The following is a 24,092-nucleotide window of genomic DNA, read 5'->3' on the forward strand; positions in this document are numbered from 1 at the left end:
CACGAAAATAAGGAGTTTTATCCTAAAATAAAAGGATTACAATGAATAAAAGTCGCTTTTGGCTTATTTGAAAATGAGTAAACAGAGGTTTTTATTACTTATAATCTATTAAATTTTGCTCTTGATCTGCAAAAGTATAATTGCAGCACCCTGTATCAGCAAAATTAGTATTAAAATACCAACAGGTTTGTCTAATATCAATCCCCTGACTAGCTTTATAGTGCCCAGAGCAAAAATAAAAATCATAAAATACAGAGTTATTCTCGAACTAATTTCTTTGAATGGCTGTAATAAAAAAACAGAAATATAGAATCCAAAGATCAAAAGCATATAAAACTTCAGAAAATCCGGTCCTTTTATGATGATTGGATTGAACGTTCCAGATGTTAAAGCAATCCATACAAAAGCTATTACTACCGGAACCGAATGTATGATTATATTTTTCATCACAATTGTTTATTGATTGCTACATCCGCCACAGCCACCACAACCCGCATTCCCATCACAATTTCCTCCTCCATCTGACCCTATATTCCCATCATTTTCATCATCATTATTCTGAAATAATGATCTAAAAAGACCCAATCCCAATACTACAAGAATGACTAATACTGTACCTATCAATGTACTTACAGTCCCCTCATGGCAAGCAGTAAGCATTAAAAACAACATCAAAAAAGTAATAACATGTAATCTTTGCCACCAATGCTTTTTTATAAACAGGTTTTCTTTTCGCAGCCAAATATCTTCCGGAGCTTCAGAATGGAAAATCTCTTTATAATTTTTCAGAGTTTCCACATACCATTCATTATACTTATTATTTTCTGCCCTTCCAGCTTTTGCAGGGTAGTGATGAAGGTTTCTCTTTAAAATAACTGGACAAAACTCTTCCCAGTAATTCCAGGTATAGATCAAATGCATATGCCAAACCTTATCCACAATCTTGCTTGGCGAGGCTCCGTTTGGAAGAATACAACACAGGTATATAAATTTTTTATATTCATCTATTGCTTTTTTTGTAAAATCAGCGTTCCAATTTTCTTCTTTTGCGAGTTTTTTTGAAAAAGGAAATTCAGCATCCGGAGCATCTAAGGAAAATCCATGGATTCTGTCCCAAAGAGTTTCATCTCTTAATAATGGTTTTGTTTCCATTGCTTTTAACTTTTAATTACTAATCAAATATTCTCTATTTTAAAAATATAAAAGTCTTCTAAAAGCCTTTTTAAGATGTATAAAAATCTTAAATTAGTCTTATATAATAAATACATATGAAAAAGGAAGATATTTTACATCTCGAGAAACTAATGAATTTCTTAAGCACCCACTTTCTAAAGAAAAACCGATGGGGAGATGTTACAAAAACCGAATGGTCCTATATATGTGCAGAGCTGAATGAACTTATTGCAAATTATCACACAGAAAAAGAAATAAAAAAAGAACCCAGTCTTTTGGGAACAAACTACCTTTATGAACATTTGGTTATTAATAAGCTAAAGAAATTCTATCAGAATGAAAATGCAAATCTCAGCAAACCAAATCTGGCTAAATTAAGCCTTATTGTAAGAGCTTTGGGCTATTCTAATTATATTGATTTTATTAATTCCAATACAGAGTTATTCAATTTTAGTGATCTTAAAATTGAAATTAATAACGTGAATATGAACACAGCTCTTTTAGACAGTTTAATTGGCTGTTGGTATTCCTATAACAGAAATTTTTCAGAAAATCCACAACAAGCAAAAGAAGACAGAATATGGCGTTCCGCTATGGAAATTTATAAGTCTGAAACTACAGGGGAATATTTTATAGAAAGGAGCGGCGGTGATCATCATAAATATTTTGGGAAAGTAACAGCATATTCAGATTATATTTTTATCATCATGAACAGCAATACCTTCATTAGACAAAGGCATTTTATCTCAAGAATAAAAGATATTAAAGAGAAGCTTAAAAACCCGGACTACAAGCTACGTGAGTTACATTTTATCAGTACATGCATCAGTTTTAACTATGAACCAATAGCATTATTTGAAATATTCAGGAAAGCAGACAGAAAAAACTTTATATCCGACTCCATCAGCTTTCCAATTAATAGTGATGAAATTCCAGAATATATTGTAAAACAGCTTGAAGATACTGATTCCAACAGAATAAACTACAGATAATAGTTCCACTGAATATCAATGTTATTATTTAGTCTGAAAAACATAAGCAGTATCTCTATTTTAATTTATTCCAGCCTTTTGGTTTTCAACTTAACACCTGTAGAAATAATAGTAAGATCATATTTCTGAGTCTGACTATTTAAGTAAAAATTATAACTATCCTGTGACGAAGGATTGTCAAAAAAAGTAGTTTCTGTATCAGGATGTAAAATTGTCTTTTCATTATCCTTATCAGTGATTACCAGCTGATGGTTTACTACAGAAATGATAAAAATTTGTGAGGTATCTGCTTCTAAAGCATATTTTCCTATATAACGTTTTAAAATATCATCTGGCAATGTAATGGCATTACGTACCGTCTTTTCAGGAATCTGATAAGGCTTATTTTCCATCAGGTTTACAATGTCAGTTGTGACTTGTTGAAAAGGGATATCTGTATAATTTGATGTAAAAATAAAGGTTATATCTGAGGATAAATTTTGATAATAATATGCTCTGTATCCAGGTCTCCCTCCTGCCTGAGTCAGAGTATTTTCTTTTTCAAACATTTTCAGTGCTAATTCTTTCTTAAGAAATTTACCTGAAAGTAGTTGTTTGCTAAAATGATATAGATCGGTAATAGTTGAAAAATAATTACCTGTCTCAAAACGGTTAATACTTTCTTTAGAAACAGGGATTATTTTTTCATTCTCCAAATTATAGCCATACGCAAAATGGTCAATTTTATTTATAGCATTAAATTCTCCGGTCTGCCTCATTTGATATTTCTGTAAAATCTCTTTATTCATAAAATCCCAATAATTGCCAGATACTTTATTAATGATATAATGAAGCAATAAGTAGCCTATATTGGAGTAAAGAGTTTGAGTACCTGGTACAAATTGTAATTTTTCTTTTCGGGCAAGCTCTATAGTTTGTGTCATTGAAATATTTTCATATTTATCATAGTCTTGTAATTCCCTTGGCAAACCAGATTGATGATACATAAGCTGCTCAATGGTAATTCTATCTCCGTATTCAAACCCGGAAATAAACTTACTAAGCATATCCGATAACTTTAATTTATTTAGTTCTACAAGCTTCAGTATAGCATATTTCACAAATATCTTAGAAACAGAGGCTATAATAAATTTACTGTTCTTATCTACTTTCAGCCCATTTACATTCTCAGTAATATTATAAGATTTATCCAGAAGGATATTAGCCTTTCTGGCAATAATGACATTTCCGTTAAAGTTTTTTATTGCTGTTAAAGCCGTGAAATATTCGTCCAACTTCTCACTATCAGTTTTTGACTGTGCAACAAGGCCATTGGTATATACTCCGGAGAGAAATATCAACAAGAAAAGAGTCTTTTTCATACTAATATTACTTATTTTTTTATGCTTACATCATCTTTCCATATAAAGACAATCGAGCTAAACAACTGATTACCAAATTTATAATTTAATATTTAATCAACAGATATAAGACATTATTTTTTTGATCTGTGAAGAATTTTATAGAAATAAAAAGCTAAAACAAAAAAAAGACTGCCTTCAAAGTATTGAAAACAGTCTTTTTGATATTTATAAACCACTTATAGGAATCTTTCTATAAAAGGCTTTATATGTTCAGCAATAAATTGATAGCCTTTATCATTGGGATGAACACCATCACCTGATAAAAGAATATCTTTTTCTGTAAAAAACGAGTGATATAAATCTATAAATACAATCCCATGCTGTACAGCAAAATCCTGGAGCAATTGATTGTATTCTTCAATTATCTTATTCGATCTTTGTTTTCCGGAAGGAACTGTAATTCCATCTATAGCAGAAGCTACAGGAAGAATACTGATGATATATAAATACAACGTAATCTTTTTCGCCTTCTCTATTACTTCCTGGAGATTGGCTCTTAATTTCTCAGATTCTACCGTTCTGTAACCTTCTTTCAGGGCAACATCGTTAGCTCCGTAAGCAAAGAAAATAAGATTCTGATTCAGAGATGTACGTGCAGCAGCTTCTGTGCTAAATCTCTTTACAAGTCCATTTGTTGTCTCACCTCCGATTCCTAAATTGAAAACATTCAGTTCTTCAATATTTTCATTTATAAATCTGAAATGAAAATAGCGCTTTAGTATCTCGGTCCAACCTCCTGAAATGCCATCATATTCACCATAAGTAATGCTATCTCCAAAACAAAGACAATTGATCATAACTTACCGAATTACTTCTTTTATAGCTTTCAGTTCGTTGGCATCTATATTTTCTGTACCGTCTGTAATACAAGCTGAATGTATAAAACCAAAGTATTTTTTCAGCTCACCTGCGTTGGTAGAACGTACTCCACCTCCTACAAGAATGGTAATTCTGTTATCAGCCTGTTCCTGAATAAGCTTAAGTTTAGATAATCCTTCCATTGCAGGATGTTCCCCTCCGGAAGTCAGAATTGTTGCAAAACCACAACCAATTACATCTTCCAGAGCTTCTTCTTTATCTTGTATTCTATCGAAAGCACGGTGAAAAGTACAAGGCAAGCCACCTGCCAATTGTACTAAAGCCGAGTTTTTTTCTTTATCTACTTTATTATCTTCTGTAAGAAAACCAAATACAAAACCATCTGCACCGGCGTCTTTCAGATTGAGTAACTCGGTTTTCATTACCTCAAATTCTTCATCGGTATAAAGAAAACCTCCGCCTACCGGACGAATCATTGTAAAAACCGGTGTTGAAAAATTGGCTTTTAACTGTTCCAAAGTTTCTCGCTTGGGAGTAAGACCACCTTCTGCATAGTTCTCACATAATTCTATTCTGTCTGCACCTTCTTTTGCAGCAGTTAGAGCGGATTGCTCGTTGAAACAAGCTACTTCTATTTTTGTCATGTATATTTTTATCGTTTATGGTTGGATATCTTCCTGTAATACATCTGCAATCAGGAATTCATTGTTTTCCTTTATTACTTTCACTTTTATAGGGTAGTTAAGCTGATGGGAAGCATCAGAGAGTATTACATCAAATAAGAATTCCTCTCCTTTCTGTGAAATCAACTGGCACTTTACAACTTTTATAGAATCCCAATCCTGTCCGGTAATTAAAAAACCTACTCCAACACCAGCTTTACTGGTATCAAATTTAGTTTTCCATTTTTGTTCAAATTCTTTTTGGGTAAGACTTCCGTCGGCATCCATATCTACATTCATTGCATCACTTTTGTAGTCATAGTAGTCTTTGGTTGTCATATCCTTCATCATCTTATCCAGATTACCTAAATCTCCGGCAAAATAGTTCTCGATATGTGTCTCCAGCCAATTATGTGCTTCATCAGTTTCTTTTTTCTCATCATCATAGACCGCACTTCCCGATTGCTGTACACTAATTTCTGCAGTCTCTTTTTTAGGCCTTTCTTTACAGGAAAGGATAGCAAGAGCCCCGATAATAAATATTTTTTTCGTCATATTATGTTTTTATAATGGTATACTACTTCAAAGCAAATCCAGGCTTCTCCAGACGGTTTCCTTTCTGATCGTATACTGCAAAATTAAACCCATCCTGGATACAGTAAGCACCATATTCACCTTTTTTATTCAGCGCTATAAAACCTACCTGAATATCTTTAAGGTTCTTCCCCCTTCTGTTTACAATCTTTACAATTCTTTCCACTGCTTCTTTGCATGCTTGTTGTGGTGTCCGTCCCTGATTCATTAGTTCTACGACCAGGTGAGTCCCTACAGTACGGATAACCTCTTCACCATGTCCGGTTGCTGTAGCAGCTCCGATTTCATTATCCACAAAAAGTCCGGCTCCGATAATTGGAGAATCTCCAACCCTTCCATGCATTTTATAAGCCATTCCACTTGTCGTACATGCTCCGGAAAGATTTCCCTGTGCATCTAAGGCAATCATACCAATAGTATCATGGTTCTCTATATTTACTATCGGTTTGTACTGACTGGTTTTTAACCATTCTTTCCATTCTTTTTCCGATTCTGCAGTAAGAAGGTTTTCTTTTTTGAACCCCTGAGATAACGCAAATTCCAAAGCTCCGTCTCCTACTAACATTACATGGGGTGTTTTTTCCATTACAGCACGGGCTACAGAAATTGGATTTTTAATATGCTCCATGCATGCCACTGAACCTATATTATAATTTTCATCCATAATACAGGCATCCAGAGTAACCCTTCCGTCTCTGTCCGGGCGCCCGCCATAACCTACGCTTCTTTCTGTAGGATCATCTTCTACCAAGCGGACTCCTTTTTCTACAGCGTCCAGAGCCTTTCCGCCTTTGGAAAGAACTTTCCATGCTTCTACATTAGCATGAAGTCCAAAATTCCAAGTAGAAAGAACGATTGGTTTATTTGTTGTTTTAGGCTCGGATGTATCTAATAAATTTTTAGCTTCTAACGGATTAATAGCAATTGCTGCGGTTGCAATTCCCAGTTTTTTGATAAAATCTCTTCGGTTATTGTTCATAGTTTGTTGCTTATGTATAATACGCATAACAAATATCCTAAATTATGCAGAATAAAACATAAAAAACGGGTAATAAAATATTACCCGTTCCCTGTATATACAAATTAATTGCTCGATTAGTTTACTGCAATCTCATCTACAAATAACCATGCATTGTTACCTGCACCAGCTTTTCCGTCAGCAACTTTACCTATGTTTTTAATCTCAACTTTTATAAACTGTGCTGTCTGCTTAGGAAAGCTCATCACTACAACACCATTACTTTGCTGAATAGTTGCAGCATCTACACCTTTTACCTCTCTAAAATCAGTTCCGTTATCGGAAACATAAACTTTAGCAGATGAAGGCCAATAAATCCAGCTTCCCGGACGTTCTAATGTAGAAAACTGAACACTGGTAAAATCTGTTTTAGCACCAAAATCTATAGTCGCTACAACATCTTTACCGGAAAAACCTAACCACGATTTACCATGATTTTTCATATTCCCACGGATACCATCTACTAAAGAAGCCGCTCCACCTGTTGAATAAGCTTCACTAGGCTGCTTTTCCAAAGTAATTTTCTTACCTGTAGATTTAGTAATTAAGAAATCCTGACTTGTTACTGCGCTTGCTTTTTTACCGTTCTCGAAATAAGCTGCTTTTACAGTCATTGTCTTATTTACTTCAATTGGCTTGCTGTATACATTAGACTGTAATGTAGGTTCAGATCCGTCTGTTGTATAACGGATATTTTCTGGTTGATTTGCAGAAGTAAGGTTAAAGAAAATCTTGCCATCTTTAGCCATAGATTTTCCATCTACTTCATAAATAGCTTTACTGTAGTCAACTCCTTTACGGTCTAATATTTTGAAGTGCTGAATAACTCTTCCTTCAAAATTTTTATATTCATCCGGGTTAGATGTTCCCCATGCCACTTCAGAAAGCGCCATCATTCTTGGGAAAATCATATGCTGTACATGTTTGAAATCCAGAATATATTCCGTCCACAGATTCCCCTGTGTTCCCCAGATATATTTTGCCTGTTCTGGTGTTAATTCTTTAGGGATAGGATTATAAGCATATACTTTAGGCAGTCTCAGATCTCCGCCAATAGCAATTGGTTCTGTATCCGGACTTCCCTGATAGTAATCGAAATAGTTGGTAGATGTAGGTGTCATAATGGCTTTATGTCCTGTTTTAGCAGCGTGTATCCCACCTTCAATACCAGTCCAGCTCATTACAGTTGCATTTGGAGCAAGACCTCCTTCCAGAATTTCATCCCAGCCAATAATCTGCTTACCTTTAGAGTTGATGTACTTCTCCATACGGGTAACAAAATAACTCTGAAGATGAAGCTCGTCTTTCAGGTCAAGTTTCTTGATAAGATCCTGAGCAAACTTGCTTTCTTTCCAACGCTTTTTAGGAGCCTCGTCTCCACCAATATGAATATACTGATACGGGAACAACGGAACCACCTCATCAATTACACCTTCTAAGAATTTGAAAGTTTCTTCTTTAGGACAGAAAATATCATCCATTACCCCCCAGGTTTTACCAACTTTAAAAGGCCCGTCTGTACATCCCAGATTAGGATAAGCCGCTAATGCTGCCAATGCGTGTCCCGGCATTTCTATTTCAGGAATAACATCGATATGAAGCTTCTTTGCATACGCTACAACATCTTTTATTTGTTCCTGTGTGTAGAAGCCTCCGTATCTCTTATCATCGAATTTCATGTCGATATAGCGACCAACTTGTGAGCCGTCTCTCCATGCTCCGACTTCAGTAAGTTTAGGATATTTTTTTATTTCGATTCTCCATCCCTGGTCATCTGTAAGGTGCCAGTGGAATTTATTGTATTTATATGCAGCTAGGTAATCCAGATAGTTTTTCACTTCATCAGCATTGAAGAAATGGCGGCTTACATCCAGCATCATTCCTCTGTAAGCAAACTTAGGATAATCCTCAATCTCTAAATAAGGAATTTTAAGATCGGCTTTATGTTCTTCTACTAATTGTAAAAGTGTTTGCACACCGTAAAATAGACCTTGATTATCATATCCGGAAATATTAATTCCCTTATCGTTAATAGTTAAAGTATAATATCCATCCTTTTGCTTTGCATCTTTTTTCAGAAGAGTAAAGGTAACATTGGCTTTCGGAGACAATTTATAATCTTGTCCTGTAATACTTTTCAGTTGCTTCTGTAAGTATACAGCTTCCGGAATAGCTTTGGATGACTGAATAGAAATATTATTGAAATTGTAAACAGACTGTTGTACCGTTATTTTCTGGGGCTTGGGAATAATTGAGTTTTGCCCGTATGTTGCTGTCCCCACAGATAAAGCAGCCAACAGGACCATGGAATTAAGTTTTTTCATATTACTGATTTTAACAAAGATAGTTTAATTTTTTCTTATTCTTAATAGCGGTTAAAATTGAGAATCGCTTACTTCACAAAGCGTCTTGTTAATTTATTAGAACTTAGCAATTCTGTTACACCATAACTTACCAGAAAGCTTACGATAGCAATACATAAAATCCTGACACTTGCAGGAAGAAACTCCAGATGAAGAAATACGTCTGTAAAAGCTTGTATCAGGATAAAATGGCACAGGAAAATACCAAATGTTGCTGATGACAGATTCTTCAACAGTTTAGATTCTTTAATATTGATTTTCTGAAAAACAATAAACATTGCGAACGTCATCATTGCTACATTTATATTACAGAAATACCATACAATCTCCAGATTAGCATAATTGGCCGGGAAATACTTTTGGGTAATAAGAAACCCGGAGAAAGTAATTCCGTATCCTACAACAAATAAAGGTATTGCTACGGCCAGTGTTTTATTCCACGACCAGTTCAGTGGATATTTTACAAGATAATAGGCTAAAATAATATAACCTAAAAACCCGGAAAAGTAGTAAAAAGTTCCAAACTCATTCCAATTGCATACCCCCCAAATCCCTGCATTATCATAATTACCTGTATACCCCAGCAGAGGAGCTGCCATCTTAATGTAAGGTGCTATAAGTGATACAACCCAGAAAGCCAGAAAGAGGCGAATATCTTTAGCAGAAGCAGTATTTAGCCATACTCCAATAATGGGGATGAACAAATAAACACCTATCAACATATAAAGATACCACAACGGTGTTGTATCATAATTAAAATTAAAAATCGATGTTCCAATCTTCTTTAATGTAGCCTGCCATGTAAAATTAGAAAGGTCAATTACTGCGCTGGTACTTGCCTTTATATAATTCAGATACAGAAAAAACAGCAAAGGCAATACAACAGACCAAAAGATCAGAGGAATTACAATACGTCCTATCCTCTTTTTGTAAAATGTGGAAAGATCTGTAGTTACCGGAAACAAAAGTATTCCGGACATCATAGCAAATAACGGAACGCAGGCCCGTACAAGGCTTCCCCAGAAAACTCCGGTATGAAAGCTAAAGCTGTTATCAAAAGATCCGACAAAGGCATCGCAGCTATGTGAAATAATAACCATAAAGCATGCGACAATGCGCAGTAAGTCTACCCAGGGAATATAGGTTCGCCCCGTTTGAGTTTTCATATTTTCGGATTAGTTAGTTTTTAAGTCTACTAAAATAAGGCAGAAAAATGAATTTACCGCATTCCATTGTAGCTTTCATTCAAAATAACGAACAAATAAGCCCTTATCCGAAATATATTCTTAAACTATTTAACGCCCGCCATTCGCTCTTAAATCGGCTTTACAATTATCATCAAGCTGCGGTATATTACCAGAATTAATAAAACCTAAAATATCTGTAGTTTCTGACGCATAGTACATCAAACAGTTTTTATTATCACAATGATTTCCGTTGGCTCCGTCTTTATGGCTGACCTGCATTTTAGATCCTAAATCCACAAGCCCCAGCAGATGTCCCACTTCATGTTCAAGAACAGTAGATTCTAGTTTTGCCCGGCTTACCTGCCCAAACCCGCCGGAATTATCACGAATTGTTTTTCCCATTAGCGCTACCGAGGTATTCCTGTAAGCAATTCCCAATGTACTAGCTCCCCCCGCATATTGTCCATTGGTATAAATAACACTTACAGCCATTGTGTTTCCGGTTGTAAATATGGTACGGTTACTATTCTCAATCTGTCGAATCTCCTCCGCAGATAAGCTTCCCGATGAAGTAGCGGATATTTCCCTTTGTCGGATTGTAATACCGGCATCTTTTCGGAGTGTAGACGACAAAAAGCTCTTTAAATGCTCTATCGCCTGTGCATCGGGAGCATACCCCGACATATATAGTATTTCTATTTGCAGAGCACTATACCTGTTATTACTTAGTAAATCATTAGAAGACGCTCCTACAGCGCGGGTGTGATTATAATCTGACGATCCGTTACTGAATCCATCGTTACTACTGTTACATGATGCAACAAAAAGCAAGATTACAGATACTGCAATAAATTTTTTAATCATAATATGTGATTTATGAATTATAATTCTTTTACTAAAACATTTAACATACAATGGCAATATTATTTCAAAAGTATACAATTTTAATAATTTATTAAAACTGAAACCAAATATTATCATTGGAAGATATGATTTAAATGCAAAACAATTTGTTATATAAAGTGGTTTTCTATAATTTTATCCGGACTAAACCATGACATTTCAATTAATTATGAATGAGATAAGATTGTATGCACTTTTTTGTCTAGGTGCTCTTGCAGGATTCCCCAATATAATACCTGCCCAACAGATAGAATGGAATAAGGGTCAAACCTTTACAGAAGCTTCTATGAAAACAAAAGGATACGAAGAAACGTGGAAAAACATAACTCCCGGTTTACACAGTTCTTTTGTAAGTATTGATAAACGTTACAGTAAAGATCAGGCTCCTGTCATTATAAAGAACAATACTATTTCCTTAAAAGGATGGAAGGGCGAGCGTTTGTCTGCTCAGGTGTTACTATGGACAACAGATCCTGTATCGGATATTAAAGTACAGGTATCAGACTTCACTTCCAAAAATGGAAAAAAAATAGGATCCATAGGTTACGCCAGATTCGAACGCTATATAGTAACAGATGAATTCGGTCCCGGATGCGGATGGCGAAAACCGGAAGATTTTAGTTCTTCATTGTCTCCGGATATGCTGGACGACCTCTCCTCGTTCAGTATAGAAAAAAAAGAAGTAAGGCCTGTGTGGATTACGATAAGCATTCCGAAAAACACCGAAAAAGGAGCTTACAATGCCAAAGTGCTAATCTCTTCACCTGCAACAAAACAACAAGAACTCAATATATCTCTGGATGTTATTGACATGACCCTTCCGGAACCTGCAAAATGGACATTCCATCTCGACCAGTGGCAGCATCCTTCGGCAGTAGCTCGCGTAAATAAAGTTTCTGTATGGAGCGACGAACACTTCAAGGCACTAAAACCGCAAATGCAAATGCTCGCAAATCTGGGGCAGAAAGTGATTACCACTACCCTGAATAAAGATCCATGGCATGTACAAACTTTTGATCCGTACGAGGATATGATTATCTGGACCAAGGAAAAGGATGGAAGCTGGTCTTATGATTATACAGTATTCGATAAGTGGGTATCTTTTATGATGGATCTGGGGGTAAAAAAAATGATCAACTGCTACTCTATTGTTCCTTGGAATAACGAAATCCATTATAAAGATGCCGCAACGGGCAAATTTGTTGATGTTGTAGCCAAACCAGGTACCGATGAATTCACAAAGATATGGGAGCCTTTCCTGAAAGACTTTGTGAAACATCAAAAGAAAAAAGGATGGCTGAAGATTACCAATATAGCATTGGATGAAAGGGACAAAAATGAAATGGGTGCTGCCTTTGCTCTTATCAAAAAAGTAGCTCCGGAACTGGGCGTTTCTTATGCTGATAATCAGCAGACCTTTAAGCGTTATCCGGATAGCCGCGATGTAAGCACAGCAGTACAACATCCATTATCTCCCCAGGATTTAAAAGACAGAAATTCCAGAGGGCTTAATACAACCTTTTATGTTTATTGCGGAAATAACTTCCCTAACCAGTTTACCTTCTCGGATCCTGCAGAATCTACTTATATGGGTTGGTATACAATGGCAGCAGGATACAATGGTGCATTGCGCTGGGCATTTAATTCCTGGGTGGAAAATCCTTTGGTGGATTCCAGATTCAGAACCTGGCCAGCCGGAGATACATACATTGCTTATCCACAGGCAAGAAGCTCCATTCGTTATGAACGGTTATTAGAAGGTATACAGGATTATGAAAAAGTATCGATTGTAAAAAAGCTTCTGCAAGAAAAGAAAGAAACTGAAAAATTAAAAGCACTGAACAATGCTATCAGTAAGCTTAACAATGATAAACGTCACGATGGCTGGAATCAGGATCTGAATACCGCTAAAGAGCTTCTGAACACTATATCTGAATCAATAACTAAATAGAAAATCAATTAACACATCTGATAAACAGAACTATAGTAAGATTCTGACTTTTATAAATACGATTAAATTTCACTATTCTAAATTTTGATTTATTATAAAAACGCATAATATTGCAAAAATTGCAATATTATGCGTTAAACTTAAATAATTATCAATAGTTTTGCATCCAGTTAATTTATATATGGAAATGCAAACTCTATTAGTCAAGCCTCCCCAAGCAAGAAACGCCATAAGGTTTATTTTCTTTGTATGCGGTCTTGGACTTGCCAGCTGGGCACCAATGGTCCCCTATGTCAAAATGAAGCTTGGAATCGATGATGGTATTCTGGGACTTTTAATGCTTCTTATCGGAGGCGGAGCGCTCTTCATCATGCCCTTCTCAGCGATTCTCTTGAATAAATTCGGGACACGGAAAGTTATTTTTTTTGCAGGAATCTCTCTTGCTGCTGTCTTACCTGTTTTACTAATTGCCAATTCAGTTCCAACTATAGTCATAGCACTCTTTTGCTTTGGCATGTGTATGGGAGGAATTGAAGTATCAGCAAATGCGCATTCTATCCTCGTACAAAAGTTATATGATAAGCCTATTCTTTCCGGATTACACGGAATCTTTAGTGTTGGTGGACTAACCGGATCACTGGTTCCCGGATTATTGATGAAAGCTGGATTAGAAGCTGTTTATGTAATGATATTTATATCCATACTTATTCTGATAATTATGCTTTTAATGTACAAAAAACTCTATGCGCAGGCAGATGAAGCAAAAATTAATAATTTTCACAACCATGGAGAGACGGCTAAAAATCAGTCAAAATGGTCTGGATGGATTAATCCAAATGTTTTATTTCTTGGAGCACTTTGTTTCTGCGCCTATCTTGCTGAAGGTTCAATGTTGGACTGGAGCGCTGTTTTTCTTCATGATGAAAAGAAAGCTCCCCTGGAAATAGCAGGGATAGGCTACGCATCCTTTTCTATATCTATGGCTTTTATGAGGCTTTTTGGAGACAAACTAATCATACATCTGAATCACAATACTGTTGTTATTGCAGGCAGCCTCCTTGCCGTTGCAGGATTAGTTATTGCAGTTATTTCCCCTTCATATCCGGGAGCTTTAGTCGGATTTATAATATTAGGTCTTGGTGCTTCTAATATCGTTCCGGTACTATTTAGCCATGCTGGAGACCTGAAAGGAATAAGCAGTTCTGCCAGTATTCCTGTAATGTCTACTATGGGACATTCCGGACAATTATTAGGCCCGGCTCTATTAGGAGGAGTTGCTGAATACTACGGAATTTCTGCATCCCTGTTATTAGTTGCTTTCCTCATGCTGCTTCTTTGTATATCCTATTATATTAAACAGAAAAAAGTACAGTAATACAAAATCATTAAAAAGAATACCAGCATATTACATTCACAATATGCTGGTATTTTTTTAACCAATAAAAAAACGATGTACGTCCTTCCAGTCTTTCAGCCTTTCAAATCTATTCTCATTAACATTATGAAATGTATCAAACAAAAGGCTCTTTCCTGAAAAACCAATCAGGTTTTTAACATGATCATCAATCAGAAAATCTGTATTGATGATTTCTTTATTTCCACAGAAAACTATATTCTTCCAGGAAATAAAAGGAAAGTGTTCAGCCAGCCATTCCTTCTTCTCAAAAAGACTACGGGGAAATTCCATTGCTGCAGAAACAACAAAAATATCATAATGAACCTGTAAATCTTTAACCACATTCTGAGCATCTTTGGCTACAGGGATTGTTCTGAAAAAATCCGGTTTATTCAAATAACGCCTTACAGCAGTTTTATCGGGTACACAATCTGCTTCATCCATTCCTATAATATCTTCATTATTTATACGAATGCCGGTTTCTTCAAAATAATGCGACAGATAATGTTCTTTAATATCAGCCAATACACCATCCATATCTATGGAAATAGTCTTTCTTTTCATGTTTCTTGATTTTATTATAACAATGCAAATGTATACAAACAAATATAAATATTTGCAAAATATTGCTATAATTGCAATATTTTGCAAATTGAATTTTTATAACAAATACATATATTTGTACTCATGCTAAAGTATGATCGTTTACAAACCATTTTAGATATAACAAACAGAGAAGGCTCTGTTTCGTTTCAGGAGTTATGTAAAAAACTTGCAGTATCTGAAGATACTATCCGTAGAGATATAAAAGAACTGGATACAAGAGATTTGCTTAGAGCAGTAAGAGGTGGTGCCCATAGTATTGTTCAGAAAAAACACCACTATCGCGACCGGGAAAAAGAAGGTTTGGAAGAAAAAAGAACTATCGCAGAAAAAGCTTTATCTTTAATTAGAAATGATCAGGTTTTATTTTTTGACGGAGGTACCTCTGTTTTAGAATTGACCAAGATTTTGCCAAAAGATCTTAAAGTCACCATTATTACCAATAGTTTTCCTGTAGCCAGTATCATAGAAGATCATCCTTCTGTAGAATTAATCTTTCTAGGAGGCAGGCTTTACAAATCTGCATTTACTACTTTCGGAAATGTTACTTTAGAAAGCATTACAGGATTTAAAGCAGATTTATACTTCTTTGGAGTATGCTCTGTTACCACCGAAAATTTATACGGAGCCTATCTGGAAGACGCGGAAGTAAAAAAGGCAATGATAAAGCAGAGTAAAAGAATAATCGGATTATGTACTTCTGACAAACTTGACACTGAATCTAATTTTATAATTGATAAAACAAGTAAGCTTGATATTATCATTACTGAAAAAGACAATACCAGTACTCAGGTAAGCAAATATATTGCTCAGGGTATAGAAATGATTTAAAGTACAGACAGATAACTGTAAAATATACTGAAAAATGACCGAATTCTTCTTCTGGTCATTTTTTATTTTATCTATTTGTAACTGATTCAGGATTATGGAGACCATAATTAAAAAGATAATTTCTTATTCAAAATACCTATCGAATTTTATCCACAACTACATTCTTATTTTGTTTTTTCGGACTAACTTGCAATAAAATTTCTCATGTTTGCTCTGGTCGACTGCAACAATTTTTTTGTAAGCTGCGAACGGGCGCTGGACAGCGATCTGATCGACAAACCTGTTGTGGTACTTTCCAACAACGATGGATGTATTATATCCAGAAGTGAAGAAGCTAAAGCTTTAGGAATACCTATGGGCGCTCCTACTTTTAAATATGAAAAGTTTTTTCAGGAAAATAATGTTATAGCCCTTTCTGCAAAGTTTGAATTGTACAACTTCAGGAGCCAGAATGTAATGGCTATCATTAAAAAATATGCCCCGGAAACAGAAGTTTATAGTATAGACGAGGCTTTCCTCAATCTTTCAGGATTCAGATATATTAATATTATTGAACACAGCATAAAACTAAAACAGGATGTACTGGATACAGAAGGCATTCCTGTAAGTGTCGGCATTGCTCCTACCAAAACTTTAGCTAAGATTGCCAACAGAATTGCAAAGAAAAACCCCGAAAAGTTTAATGGACTATTTATCCTGGAAAAACCTGAGGATATAGAAAAAGCACTTAAATGGCTAAACATAGAAGATGTTTGGGGAATCGGACGCAGATTGGGTGCCCGCATGAAAGATGCCGGCATCTATAAAGCTTATGACTTACTAAGTAAACCAGAGCAGTGGATACGGAAAGAAATGGGCATAAATGGAGTCCGATTGGTCAGTGAACTAAAGGGTATCCCACAACTGGAAATCCCAAACACTTCTGCTAAAAAATCTATAGCTGTAACCCGCAGTTTTATGGAGATGATTAAAACAAAGGAAGAATTACAGGAGCGCATCTGCTCTTTTGCATTTTCTGCCGGAGAAAAGCTACGTAAACAAAAAAGCTGCTGTAAAACACTCACCGTATTTGTAGGTACCAATCGTTACCGAAAGGATCTTCCGGAATACAGAAATGCGGTTTCATATCACTTCCCAAATCCTGTAAGCTCTTCAATAGACCTTGCTAAAATTGCTGCAAAGCTCCTGGACGAAATATTTATTGAAGGCTATCATTATAAAAGAGCTGGTGTATGGATTAATGATTTTGTTCCGGAAAATGAAAGGCTTATCAGCCTTTTTGAAGAGGACCATTTCGACAGACATAAAAACATTATGGAAGCAATGGATAAACTTAACCGCCGTTACGGCAAGGATAAGATACGTCTTGGCAATCTGGACTTCAAAAGTAATTATGGCAGAAAGAAACTTTCCGCCAACTATGAAGATTTCTTAAAAAACAACACGCTCCCTGAAGCCGATTACAGATTCCAATAATAGTATCAGTATTCAAAAAGATATGCGGAACCTCAATCCAGAATTCCGCACAAAAGCATTAAAATTATTTTAATCGGGTTTATTTATCTAAGGAGTACTGCTTCTCGTGGTATCACTCCGGACGAAGTCGTCTGTTTAAACAGAACAGTATCTTCCCCATCTATACCCAAAGTACCATCGGCTACAACAGAGCCCTTCTTATCTCTAAGCCTAATATAAGCCGTCTTTCCCTTTACATATCCTTTGACTGACAATGTCACGCTCTTCGCTTTAGCTCCATAAGTATTATAACGGGCTGTACCTTCTACTTTAGTTCCGGTTTGTGAAATATCAAAAGCTAAAACTCCGTTTTTTTCACCTTCACTGGAATACTTACCTGCAAAGCCGCCATCCATACTCTTTGCTGTGGTTGTACCTGAGGCTTTTTTGGATTGTGCCTGTACCTGAGATGTACAGCCAAATAAGATAATTGCAGTAACAATAAAAATTCTATTCTTCATATCATGCATTTATAAAATCTGATGTTTGTTTATATGATAAAAGTACAAATTAATCATCAACATTATGTAGCTTAGTCAGAATATTGAAAGAATTAGATTTCAGGAGTAGTTACAACAGAAAAGCATTTTTAATCTAAAAAAACATTAATCTTTTTCAACTTCTCTTTAATAGTATAGGTTTTGTCATTACCTTGTGAATCTAACAATTTCATATTACCATTGTAAATTGATGGATCTTCGAAATAATTATTTCTTGCTTTTATAAATTCATTTTTGTCTTTTACTTTTACAGGTCTAAGATATTGTATTGGAGAAATTTCTTCTGTAGACTTCTTAATACTTGTCATCGTAATATGTATTGTTTTACCTTGATTATAAACTTCTAAAATAAGTCCAGCAAGTCCTTTAAAACGAAAAGGACCATCAGAAACAGGAATATCATCTGTAAACCATGCATAAAAAACATTCCCGTTTTCTGTAATAGCTTTAGCTAATTTGCACGAATAGTCACAAATTTTCTTTGTTTCATTCAAAATTTCCCATTTTATGGAAGGTTCAGGATATACAAAATAATATCTGCTTAAAGGTATTGATGCAAAAATTGTAGTACCATTATAATAAACACTTCCTTTGGATGTAGAAGGTTTTGGAAAAGTTCCCATACTAGTCTTTATAGAATTTTCAGGATTTAACATAGATTTCCCGTTAAGTACATCAAAATACTCTTTTTCTTCTCTGCTAAAGTAATATGAACTATTTTTATTAGTTAGTAAAGTATAGTAAAATATATCCGAGGAGTAAGTATTAAGACTGTCTTTTTGAATTTTGGTTTCATAATTAACTTCGATATCAGCCTTAATTTGCCCTTTAATAAAAAGGGAGCAACTTATTATTAATAATAAAATAAATGTTTTAACTTTAAGCATAAAAATTATATTTTGAACAGTTATTTTTGATCAGGAGTTGAAACTTTAGCTCCTGTGATAAAAGTAAAAATTAATCATCAACATTATTTAACTCAGTCAGAATATTGAAAAATTTAGATCTTGAGAATAATTACAGCACAAAAAAGGCATTACCAACACCCTTTAAATCCCTATAAAAAGCAAAACACCCCAAAGACAACTATAGGTTAAGACAATTTCAAATGTTAAATTTTACATAACACCCCTAAAAAAAATAGGGGTATTGCTATTTTATTTCAAAAAATATCTAAATTTGCATCACTTAACCAACACAACAATGTCAACATTAAGATTTAAAGCCTTAGCTGAACTTCCTTTTAGAAATTACAGACAAGACAATTTCGTAGAAGTTCCCGGAAAACTTTCAGAATTATTCTGTTCTAATGTATTCTCTGAATACACTATGAGAGAATACCTTACTAAAGAAGCATTCAGTTCTATTATGGATGCTATTAAAAAAGGATCACAAATACAGCGCCATATCGCAGATCAGGTAGCTGTTGCAATGAAAGACTGGGCTATGTCTAAGGGGGTTACCCACTACACTCACTGGTTTCAGCCATTAACAGGTTCTACAGCTGAAAAGCACGATTCTTTCTTCACTCCGATTGAGGGAGACAGAGCTATCGAGCGTTTCAACGGTGGAATGTTGATCCAACAGGAGCCTGATGCTTCTTCTTTCCCTAACGGTGGAATCAGAAATACATTTGAAGCAAGAGGATATACTGCATGGGATCCTACATCTCCTGCATTTATTATGGGAACCACTCTTTGTATTCCTTCTATCTTTATCTCTTATACCGGAGAAACACTGGATTACAAGACGCCTTTATTAAGAGCTCTGAATGCTGTTGACGAAGCTGCTACAGATGTTTGTAAAGCTTACTTTGATAAAAACGTAACGAAAGTTATGCCTACTTTAGGCTGGGAACAGGAATACTTCCTTGTAGATTCGGCTTTATATATTTCCCGTCCGGACCTTGTACTAACAGGAAAAACACTTTTAGGACACTCTCCGGCAAAAGGACAACAATTGGACGACCACTATTTCGGTTCTATTCCTACAAGAGTAATGAACTTCATGAAAGAGTTGGAAATAGAATGTATGAAACTGGGAATCCCTGTAACTACCCGCCACAACGAAGTTGCTCCAAACCAGTTTGAGCTTGCTCCAATGTTCGAGGAAGTAAACGTTGCAGTAGACCACAACTCTTTATTAATGGATGTTATGGCAAGAGTTGCGCACAAGCACCACTTCCATATCTTATTCCATGAAAAGCCATTCGATGGTGTAAACGGAAGTGGAAAGCACAACAACTGGAGCCTTGCAACAGATACAGGAGAAAACTTATTGAGCCCTGGTAAAAATCCTAAGAAAAACTTACAGTTCTTAACATTCTTTGTAAACACTCTTAAAGCTGTACATGATTACGCAGACTTACTGAGAGCGAGTATTGCTTCTGCAAGCAACGATCACAGATTAGGTGCAAACGAAGCTCCACCTGCTATTATTTCCGCATTTATCGGAAGTCAACTATTCTCTGTTCTTGAAGAATTAGAAAAAGTAACTGACGGAAAATTGTCTCCGGAAGAAAAAACAGAGTTGAAATTAAACGTTGTTGGAAAAATCCCTGAAATCCTTCTGGATAACACTGACAGAAACAGAACTTCTCCATTTGCTTTCACCGGAAACAAATTTGAAATTCGTGCTGTAGGATCTTCTGCAAACTGTGCAGAACCAATGACTGTAATGAATGCAATTGCGGCTAAACAGCTAAAAGTATTCAAGGCAGAAGTTGACGCGCTAATTGAAAAAGGTCTGAAAAAGGATGAAGCTATTTTCAACGTTCTTAGAGAATATATCAAACAATTGAAAAACATCCTTTTCGAAGGTGACGGTTATTCCGATGACTGGGCTAAAGAAGCTAAAAAGAGAGGTCTTAACAACTTAAAGACTACTCCGGAAGCTCTTAAACAGGAAATGGATAAGAAATTTGCTGATCTTTATGAAGAGCTAGGCATCTTCTCTCACAGAGAATTTGAAGCAAGAAACGAAATTAAGTTCGAAAAATACTCTACAGTTATCGATATCGAAGCAAGAGTATTGGCTGATATTGCAAGAAACCACATTATTCCAGCTGCTCTTAACTATCAGAACAGATTAATTGAGAACGTTAAAGGCTTGAAGGAAATATTTGGCGACAAAGAATTCCAAACTCTGGCAAAAGAACAAATCAGTCTTATTTCTCAGATTTCTACAAACGTTTCTAACATCAAAGTTGGTGTTGACAACCTATTAACAGAGAAAGAGAAAGCTAAAAATACAAAAGACAGCCACAAACAGGCAGAAGCTTACTGTAACAAAGTAAAACCTTTATTCGATACTATCAGAGAAGCTTCTGATGCATTGGAAATGATGGTTGATGACGAGCTTTGGCCGCTGACTAAATACAGAGAACTTTTGTTCACCCGTTAATACACCAATTTAACATCTATATAGAGGAACAGACTGCCGCTGGCAGTCTGTTTTTTTTATTTAATTGTACATTTCCCTGTAATATTCATCAGCCATCCGATCGCTCGCAAAAGCGTAGCGTACATCCTCCATCCCTTGCTGTGTTATTGCACGCCATTCATCCGGGCGGTCATAATAAGTTGGCAGAATTTCATTTTCCAATAAATCATAAAGCTTATTCAGATCATACATATCCTGGTCATAGGTACTCATATTGTTATAATCGGCTTTAGGTACTACAAATGAATTTTTCCCGGGCTTTGCAAACTCAGGAACCCAACCATCATCTGTAGAAAAGTTTACCGATCCGTTCATTGCTGCTGTCATTCCGCTGGTTCCGGAAGCTTCACGGGGTACACGCGGGTTATTCAGCCATACATCGGACATTCTTTTCAGTGACTTACTCAGGTAGATTTCATATCCCGTGAGCACGGCCATATTCTTATATTTCTTGCTTTCTTCTACCAAACGATTGAAAGTCGAAATTGCCGGATAATCCAATGGATAAGGCTTTCCTGCCCAGATAATCTGGATCGGATATTTTTCGTTTTCCATCAGTCTGCGAAAACGCTCTTGATCTTCCAACAGCAAATCTGCTCTTTTGTAGCCTGCAAATCGTCTGGCCCAGACCATCGTAAAAACATCAGGGTTGAATATATTTCCGGTCTGATCGGATACTATCTTGAAACCTCTGTACTTCATTATTTTTTTACGTTCATCAAATCCTGCAGCATCTGCATTATCTTTGGCAGCATAAAGCTTTTCGTCTGCCCAGAAATTATAATCCTGAGCATTGGTAATCGATTTAATATCGCAAATACCGGAATATTTACCCCACATCTCACGGGAAACCTCACCATGGAGCTTGGAAACCCCATTTGCAATATGCGCCATTCTTAAGGCACACAGAGAATGATTGAATACTTCCCCATCGGTTCCGGACACCCTGCGTACTTCCTCTTCGCTGATACCGGAAAAATAAGACATATTATAACACAAATGGAAATCGTGTTTCTCGTTTCCGGCTTCTTCAGGTGTATGGGTAGTAAACACCAGCTTTTTCTTCACCTCATTCAGATCTTTATACTTCTGCAGCAGATAGAAGGCCGCCGGCAATCCATGCGCTTCATTCAAGTGATAGATATCCCGGCCAAGGTTCATTTCATCCAGAAGCTTAGCTCCACCCTTTCCTAATAAAATATACTGGGCTACTTTAGTTGCCTGATTAGCATCATAAAGCCTGTGTGTAATTGTTTGTGATATATAATCATTTTCAGGAATATCCGTAGACAAAAGGAAAATAGGAGCTGTACCGAAAGTTTCCGGCGCCAGATACCATACTTTCACCCAAACTGGAGCACTATGAATATCTATCTGAAATTTTATACCTGTATCCTGAAGAAAGTTATAACTCTTTTCTGTCCAGGCTACATTAAGCGTCTGATTCTGATTTCTTGCCTGGTCATAATAGCCGTATTTCCAAAGAATTCCAATACCAACCAAATCTTGCTTCAATGTATATGCACTTCGCATATGTGATCCGGCTAAAAAACCTAGTCCACCGCTGTAGATTTTCAGGGGCTGATCGACTGCAAACTCCATGGAGAAGTAAGCCACACGTTTTTTATAGTCAGGGTTAATTTCAAAGGGAATAGTAAAGTTTCTAAAATCCATATTTTTTTTCATTATTCGGTTTACAAATATACAATATGAATTTAATCTTAAATTTTGATACATAGCCCTTTATATCAAAAAAAATGTTTAGCTTTATATCAGTAGAGAATTGAAATTCAGCCAGCTATGATTTCGTTTCAGGATTTACAAAAAAGTCTGGAGTTGTGTGTAAACAGCCAGAACATTAATCAAAACAACCTCAACCTTTGGTATCAACAGATTGAAGGAGCCTGCCTGTCTGAAAGAGAGGAATATCAGAAAAAGCTGGAACTATTGCTCATTACTTCTCTTTTCCATCATTTCCCGGAAATTGAAATTGAAAACTTAATCTGCGAAAGTCCCGACTTTATTATAAAATACAAGGACAAAAAGATAGGCTTAGAAGTTTCAGAAATTATCAATCATTTTGAACTCAAGAAAAAAGAAACCCAGATCTCTAAAATCTTCCGGAATATTGAAAAATATCTAGAGAAAATCCAACAGAATTTTTCCGGAATCTATTATCTAAGTTTAAATGAACACGATAATGATTTCCACAAAAAACCAGAAATGGTTGAACAGGAAATTATCAGCTGTATTACTGAAAATAAGAAGTCTAAATACGTACAAAAAATAAGAAGAACACCCTATAATAAAGGTGTTCTTCTTGTTTTAGATTATAACTTATCTCTCTTTGATGAGCTGAATTCTGAAAAAATAGCGCAGGCTATTTATAAGAAAAATAAAAAGTTCCGTATTTATAAAAAAGACGTAGATGAATGCTGGCTGGTATTGGTTTCTAACATGAACAATCTGGCTTCCCGATACAGCTATATCAATCACAACAAGCCACTTTCTTCCATTAAAAGTCCGTTTAGCAGAATACTGCATATCGAGAATTTATACAGTCAGATGATGTATATTAAATAATTGATAAGCCCTGGCAAAGTTCAATTCTTCAGGCTATTTAATACGAATAATACTTGTCAAGGTTTTATTTTAATATACACACCTTATAGGTTTCTAAAACCTATAAGGTGTAAATCAAAAAGTTAAATTACATCAATATATACGCAAACCTTGTCAGG

Annotated in this window: 21 protein-coding genes; 7 read left to right on the plus strand and 14 right to left on the minus strand. The window is 35.6% G+C overall.

The genetic code is table 11. From position 1 onward, the window contains the following. Positions 1–108: 108 nt before the first annotated feature. Together ATE49_RS01165 and ATE49_RS01170 are read right to left on the minus strand one after the other, a co-directional pair. Positions 109–447: a hypothetical protein gene (locus ATE49_RS01165; RefSeq protein WP_065080758.1), complete on the minus strand. Its 339-nt coding sequence runs from the start codon at positions 445–447 to the stop codon at positions 109–111. A gap of 9 nt (positions 448–456) precedes the next feature. Then, positions 457–1,152, minus strand: a complete 696-nt coding sequence (locus tag ATE49_RS01170; RefSeq protein WP_065080759.1) for a glycine-rich domain-containing protein — start codon at positions 1,150–1,152, stop codon at positions 457–459. A gap of 116 nt (positions 1,153–1,268) precedes the next feature. On the opposite strand from ATE49_RS01170, the gene ATE49_RS01175 reads away from it, so the two are divergent. After that, the gene (locus ATE49_RS01175) at positions 1,269–2,165 is read left to right on the plus strand and encodes a hypothetical protein (RefSeq protein ID WP_065080760.1); all 897 of its coding nucleotides are present in this window, start codon (positions 1,269–1,271) and stop codon (positions 2,163–2,165) included. Between the two features lie 65 nt (positions 2,166–2,230). Here the strand turns inward: ATE49_RS01175 and ATE49_RS01180 are convergent, their stop codons facing one another. The 8 genes from ATE49_RS01180 to ATE49_RS01215 form a co-directional block, all read right to left on the minus strand. Next, positions 2,231–3,526, minus strand: coding sequence for a serine hydrolase domain-containing protein (locus ATE49_RS01180; RefSeq protein WP_065080761.1), 1,296 nt, complete (start codon positions 3,524–3,526; stop codon positions 2,231–2,233). Positions 3,527–3,744: 218 nt separating this feature from the next. After that, a complete protein-coding gene (locus ATE49_RS01185) occupies positions 3,745–4,365 on the minus strand; it encodes an SGNH/GDSL hydrolase family protein (RefSeq protein WP_065080762.1) in 621 nt (206 codons plus the stop codon). Between the two features lie 3 nt (positions 4,366–4,368). After that, positions 4,369–5,031 (minus strand): copper homeostasis protein CutC, encoded by a 663-nt coding sequence (locus tag ATE49_RS01190; RefSeq protein WP_065080763.1) that lies wholly within the window; start codon positions 5,029–5,031, stop codon positions 4,369–4,371. 15 nt (positions 5,032–5,046) lie between these two features. Then, a complete protein-coding gene (locus ATE49_RS01195) occupies positions 5,047–5,604 on the minus strand; it encodes a hypothetical protein (RefSeq protein WP_065080764.1) in 558 nt (185 codons plus the stop codon). Between the two features lie 22 nt (positions 5,605–5,626). Further along, positions 5,627–6,622, minus strand: coding sequence for an isoaspartyl peptidase/L-asparaginase family protein (locus tag ATE49_RS01200; protein WP_059154733.1), 996 nt, complete (start codon positions 6,620–6,622; stop codon positions 5,627–5,629). A 116-nt stretch (positions 6,623–6,738) separates the two neighbouring features. Next, complete coding sequence (locus tag ATE49_RS01205) at positions 6,739–8,985, minus strand: glycoside hydrolase family 20 protein (protein ID WP_059344005.1); 2,247 nt, start codon at positions 8,983–8,985, stop codon at positions 6,739–6,741. A 68-nt stretch (positions 8,986–9,053) separates the two neighbouring features. Continuing rightward, positions 9,054–10,190: an acyltransferase gene (locus ATE49_RS01210; RefSeq protein WP_065080765.1), complete on the minus strand. Its 1,137-nt coding sequence runs from the start codon at positions 10,188–10,190 to the stop codon at positions 9,054–9,056. 129 nt (positions 10,191–10,319) lie between these two features. Further along, positions 10,320–11,075: a M12 family metallo-peptidase gene (locus ATE49_RS01215; RefSeq protein ID WP_065080998.1), complete on the minus strand. Its 756-nt coding sequence runs from the start codon at positions 11,073–11,075 to the stop codon at positions 10,320–10,322. Positions 11,076–11,265: 190 nt separating this feature from the next. Here ATE49_RS01215 and ATE49_RS01220 point away from each other — a divergent pair, with 190 nt between their 5' ends. Further along, on the plus strand, positions 11,266–13,065 hold the full coding sequence (locus ATE49_RS01220; RefSeq protein WP_065080766.1) for a DUF4091 domain-containing protein: 1,800 nt from the start codon (positions 11,266–11,268) through the stop codon (positions 13,063–13,065). 187 nt (positions 13,066–13,252) lie between these two features. Continuing rightward, the gene (locus tag ATE49_RS01225) at positions 13,253–14,440 is read left to right on the plus strand and encodes an MFS transporter (protein ID WP_169817109.1); all 1,188 of its coding nucleotides are present in this window, start codon (positions 13,253–13,255) and stop codon (positions 14,438–14,440) included. Positions 14,441–14,497: 57 nt separating this feature from the next. On the opposite strand, the gene ATE49_RS01230 is transcribed toward ATE49_RS01225, so the two are convergent. Continuing rightward, entirely contained in the window at positions 14,498–15,025 is a 528-nt protein-coding gene (locus tag ATE49_RS01230; RefSeq protein WP_059343999.1) for a 5' nucleotidase, NT5C type, read from the minus strand. Positions 15,026–15,148: 123 nt separating this feature from the next. Between ATE49_RS01230 and ATE49_RS01235 the strand changes: the two genes are divergently transcribed. Together ATE49_RS01235 and ATE49_RS01240 are read left to right on the plus strand one after the other, a co-directional pair. Beyond that, positions 15,149–15,895, plus strand: a complete 747-nt coding sequence (locus ATE49_RS01235; protein ID WP_065080768.1) for a DeoR/GlpR family DNA-binding transcription regulator — start codon at positions 15,149–15,151, stop codon at positions 15,893–15,895. 204 nt (positions 15,896–16,099) lie between these two features. Next, positions 16,100–17,371, plus strand: a complete 1,272-nt coding sequence (locus tag ATE49_RS01240) for a Y-family DNA polymerase (protein WP_065080769.1) — start codon at positions 16,100–16,102, stop codon at positions 17,369–17,371. A gap of 83 nt (positions 17,372–17,454) precedes the next feature. On the opposite strand, the gene ATE49_RS01245 is transcribed toward ATE49_RS01240, so the two are convergent. Together ATE49_RS01245 and ATE49_RS01250 are read right to left on the minus strand one after the other, a co-directional pair. Continuing rightward, positions 17,455–17,871, minus strand: coding sequence for a hypothetical protein (locus ATE49_RS01245; RefSeq protein WP_065080999.1), 417 nt, complete (start codon positions 17,869–17,871; stop codon positions 17,455–17,457). Positions 17,872–17,999: 128 nt separating this feature from the next. After that, the gene (locus ATE49_RS01250; protein WP_065080770.1) at positions 18,000–18,797 is read right to left on the minus strand and encodes a GLPGLI family protein; all 798 of its coding nucleotides are present in this window, start codon (positions 18,795–18,797) and stop codon (positions 18,000–18,002) included. Between the two features lie 316 nt (positions 18,798–19,113). On the opposite strand from ATE49_RS01250, the gene ATE49_RS01255 reads away from it, so the two are divergent. Beyond that, entirely contained in the window at positions 19,114–21,312 is a 2,199-nt protein-coding gene (locus ATE49_RS01255) for a glutamine synthetase III family protein (RefSeq protein ID WP_065080771.1), read from the plus strand. A gap of 60 nt (positions 21,313–21,372) precedes the next feature. Here ATE49_RS01255 and glgP read toward each other — a convergent pair whose 3' ends face one another. Beyond that, positions 21,373–23,037 (minus strand): alpha-glucan family phosphorylase, encoded by a 1,665-nt coding sequence (glgP, locus tag ATE49_RS01260; protein WP_059343995.1) that lies wholly within the window; start codon positions 23,035–23,037, stop codon positions 21,373–21,375. 114 nt (positions 23,038–23,151) lie between these two features. Here glgP and ATE49_RS01265 point away from each other — a divergent pair, with 114 nt between their 5' ends. Next, entirely contained in the window at positions 23,152–23,934 is a 783-nt protein-coding gene (locus ATE49_RS01265; RefSeq protein ID WP_021346437.1) for a hypothetical protein, read from the plus strand. Positions 23,935–24,092 lie beyond the last annotated feature (158 nt).

This window comes from Elizabethkingia miricola, assembly GCF_001675285.1.
Lineage (GTDB): Bacteria > Bacteroidota > Bacteroidia > Flavobacteriales > Weeksellaceae > Elizabethkingia > Elizabethkingia miricola.